Source organism: Kribbella albertanoniae (assembly GCF_004348455.1).
Lineage (GTDB): Bacteria > Actinomycetota > Actinomycetes > Propionibacteriales > Kribbellaceae > Kribbella > Kribbella albertanoniae.
This window is the reverse complement of the sequence record NZ_SMKA01000448.1, coordinates 1-3714: the sequence shown is the minus strand read 5'-3', so window position 1 is coordinate 3714 and position 3714 is coordinate 1. Positions and strand designations below refer to the sequence as shown.

General features: G+C 68.0%; 3 protein-coding genes and 1 pseudogene. 1 reads left to right on the top strand and 3 read right to left on the bottom strand.

The features are described from left to right. On the bottom strand, positions 1-956 hold a 956-nt coding region (locus E1261_RS43855; RefSeq protein ID WP_132416161.1), incomplete at its 3' end, for an NAD(P)/FAD-dependent oxidoreductase. A gap of 90 nt (positions 957-1046) precedes the next feature. On the opposite strand from E1261_RS43855, the gene E1261_RS43850 reads away from it, so the two are divergent. Then, complete coding sequence (locus tag E1261_RS43850; protein ID WP_132416159.1) at positions 1047-2585, top strand: helix-turn-helix domain-containing protein; 1539 nt, start codon at positions 1047-1049, stop codon at positions 2583-2585. 212 nt (positions 2586-2797) lie between these two features. On the opposite strand, the gene E1261_RS43845 is transcribed toward E1261_RS43850, so the two are convergent. Both E1261_RS43845 and E1261_RS43840 read right to left on the bottom strand, forming a co-directional pair. Then, positions 2798-3388, bottom strand: coding sequence for a DUF305 domain-containing protein (locus E1261_RS43845; protein WP_132416157.1), 591 nt, complete (start codon positions 3386-3388; stop codon positions 2798-2800). Between the two features lie 142 nt (positions 3389-3530). Further along, positions 3531-3714 (bottom strand): annotated as a pseudogene (locus E1261_RS43840) (monooxygenase); the annotation flags it as partial.

Here is a 3714-nt window from a genome sequence, read left to right as displayed (position 1 = left end):
CCGGCCACGCGCAGGCGGTCGCCGAGCGGCGTACAGGCGACCCGCTGGGCCGGGAAGTAGACCGGGCCGGCCGGTACGTGGGCGATCGGGACGCTGAAGCTGTAGCCACGACCAGCCTGTACGACGGTCTTCACGCCGAAGTCCTTGGCCAGATCGGTCAGCCAGGCGCCGGTGGCCATCACGACCGCGTCGAACGGATCGGTCTCGCCGTCTCCGGTGATCAGGCGGACGCCGCGGATCTCGTCCACGATGTCCTTGACCACGACGCCGGTGATGATCTGGCCGCCGCGGGCGACGACCGAGTCGGCCAGCAGCTGGACGTACTCACCGGGGTTGATGAAGCGCTGACCGTGCAGCCGGATCGCCGCACCGATCTCGTCGGACAGCGACGGCTCGATCTCGCGAGCGTCGTCACCGGTGATCGCCTCGAACTCGATGCCCTGGCCGGCCGCGTGGATCTGCTCGATCTCCTCGAGCAGCACGCTGCGCTCGGCCTCGGTCCGGTACGCCGCCAGGAAGGACTTGGCCTCGTAGGTCTGCGCCTCGACCCCGGCCTTGGCCAGGAAGTCGAAGGCCGGCAGCGCCTGGCGGTTGATCGGGACCAGCGAATCCATCGCGGTCTTCCAGCGTCCGGCGGTGCTGTTGCGAGCGAAGCGGGTGAGGAAATTGAGGAGCCGCGGGCTCGCGGTCGGCGGGACGTACACCGGTGAGGAGGGGCTCAGCACCGCACGGACGCCGTACTTGAGGACTGCCGGCTCCGGCAGCGGGGTGGCCAGGCCGGGCGTCAGCCAGCCGGCGTTACCCCAGGAGGCGCCTGCGGCGACACCTTCACGGTCGAGCACGGTGACCTCGACACCAGCCTCCTGGAGGAACCAGGCGGTGGCCAGACCGACCATGCCCGCGCCGACGACGGCGACGCGATCGGGGACGATGTGAGTGGAGCCAGTAGCGACCATGTATCGATGGTGCGGCCGCTGGAGACCGCTGTCATGGTGCGATCACACCATTCGCGGGACAAATGACTGTGCTCAGCGCACAATAACCAAATGATCACTGCGCCTGACCTGATCGTCGCCGTCGGTCCTGCCCTGTTCGAGGTGGTGGTGACCGGCAAGGGAGACAGTGAGGTCCGGGACGTCTTCCTGGCGGATCCGCAGGAGCCCGCCACCGGTCATCCGGGCGATCTGGTGCTCGGACTCGGTCTTCGCGATGCCGAGGACGCGGTGGAGTTCGTGGAGCGCTGCGCGGCTGGAAACGCCTCTGGAGTTGTTCTGCGTACGACGCTCGCCCGGGACCCGGCCGTGGTCTCGGCAGCCGAGCGGTGGTTGCTCACGTTGGTCGCACTGCAGCCAAGCGTGGCCTGGGCACACGTGGTCTGGCTGCTGCGCGGTGTCCTCGACCGAGCGGCCGCACCGGACTCCCCCGTGGCCGGTGATGCCGGCGTACATCAGGAGTTGTTTGCACTGGCTGACGCGGCCAGGGCGATTGTGGACGCGCCGGTGACCATCGAGGACAACCAGTCGCGGGTGCTGGCGTACTCCTCTGGACAGGACTTCACCGACCCGGCCCGGGTCTCCACCATCGTCGGCCGGCGGGTTCCGCCTGAGGTAGTCGCGCACTTCCGGGCCAGAGGGGTGTTCAGACGGCTGGCGCGGTCCAGCGAGCCGTTCCTGGTACCCGAAGGCCCGAATGGGATCCGCCCGCGCCTCATCGTGCCGGTGCGTGCCGGTGGCGAGTGGCTGGGGTCCATCTGGGCCGTGGTGAATGGTCCGGTCAGTGACGAGGTGATGGCCGAGCTCAGCAACGCCGCATCGGTACTGGCGCTGCACCTGCTGCGTCTGCGGGCCCAGGCCGACGTTGCCCGGCGCAGTGCGATCGACAGGCTCCGGACTGTGCTCCGACAGTTCTCACCGGACAATCCGCTCGATGTGCGCCTTCCACCACGACCATGGCGGGTTGTCGCACTCTCCTCGCCTGAGGGGTACGACGTACCGCAGCAGCTCGACCTGTGGGAGTCGACCGGGCGCCGGCACGGGTGGAGCGACCCGCACCTCGCTGACCTGGACGGGACCGTCCTTGCGGTCGTGACCGATACCGAGGGACCAGGGTCGTGGCCCTGGCTGGCCAAGCTGGTCGCGGACCATGCGAAGGGCTCTATTGCGGCAGCCGGCGGTCCTGCCCGCGGACCGGCCGATCTGCCGAGCTCCCGGGCCGAGGCGGTCGAACTGCTCGGCCTTGTACGGCGTGGGGTCGCACCCGGCCCGGTATTGCGGGTGGAGGAGGCCTGGCATGTGCTAACCGTGCATCGGGCAGTCTTGTCGCTGGACGTGAACAAGATGGACGGGCCGCTCGCGACGCTGCTGCGGCACGACATCCAGCACGACACCGGGTTCGTCGAAACTCTGCAGGCGTGGCTGGAGTATCCGGGTCAGCCACAGCGGGCAGCACGGGAACTGCATCTGCACACCAACACCTTGCGGCACCGGATGAAGCGGATCGGCGAGATCGCCGCGCTCGACCTGAGTGATCCACTCGAACGACTGGCATTACAACTGCAGATCGCGGCGGTGCGGACCGAGCACTGAGTTCCCGATCCGGGCTGAGATCTATGCCACAGGCTCATGTAACAAGGCTTCATGTACCGGCAATGGTTGAGCAACATCCGGCTGACAGAGTCTTCCTTGTCGCTGATCGAGCTCTTCACCAGGGAGCTCGAGGAGTGACCGGGGTTGGACTCTTCACCAGGGAGCCCAAAACCACTGGGCCCGGCGGTTGTCTGAGCGACCGCCGGGCCCAATCATGTCTGGAGCGCGGTCAGTTGCTTCAGCTGCGCTGCGCGGCTGGTCCGGATCTCGGCGGCCAGATGTTTCACCGCAGCGTCCTTGCCGTTGGTGCCGATGCCCTTGGCCAGCACGATCGACTCGTCCAGATGCTCCTTCAGATTCTTCGCGAAGAGCTGGTCGAAAGCCGGGCCGGAGGTCTTGCCGAGGGCAACGATCTCGGGCTCGGTCATCATGCCGGCCATGTCGTGCCCGACGTGCGGGTTGCGGACCGGCATCCCGGACCGGGTCCGGTTCAGCTTGAGCTTCTCCACCTCGTCCCGGTGCCCGCCGGCCACCGCGGTCGCGAACGCCCGGAGGGCCGGATCGGCGGCCTGCTTCTCCGCCATCCCGAGCACCTGCAGGAGCTGCTCGTCCATCGGGATCATCAGCTCGATCCAGGCCAGGTCCAAGGAGTTGAAGGACGGGTCGATCTTCCACTCGGTCGCCGGCGTGCTGGGTGCCGTCGCGGGCACAGTCGCCGGCGGGGAGGGCTGCGGTGCGGTGGCGGTCGCGGATCCGCATCCGGTCAGGGCAGCCAGGAGGGCGACGGCAGCAAGAGCTTTCATGAGCGGACTCCTCGGGGCGGAAGGAGGTGACGGCGGGCGGTTAGGGCGAGGGTACCGAGCGTGGTCGACGAGGTACAGAGGGTGGCGGAAAGCCGACACCTGAGCGGGTCGCCGGACACCGTCGTACCGGCGACTTTGTTGCCTAGGACAACCGATTGACGATGTGTCCGTAGACGCCGGGCAGGCGGGCGGCGGCCGGAACGATGTTCGGGGCGAGCAGGCGGCGGTTGCGGGCCCAGAGCAACGATGCGGTCAGCAGACGGCATTCGCGGGAGACGCGGCGCCAGGCGGTCTCGTAGTCGGCCGGACGGTCTGCACGAATACAG

What these genes read in the sequence shown, in the direction of transcription:
- E1261_RS43850 (WP_132416159.1), top strand. Translation starts at nt 1,047, where the DNA reads ATGATCACTGCGCCTGACCTGATCGTCGCCGTCGGTCCTGCCCTGTTC.
- E1261_RS43845 (WP_132416157.1), bottom strand. Translation starts at nt 3,388, where the DNA reads ATGAAAGCTCTTGCTGCCGTCGCCCTCCTGGCTGCCCTGACCGGATGC.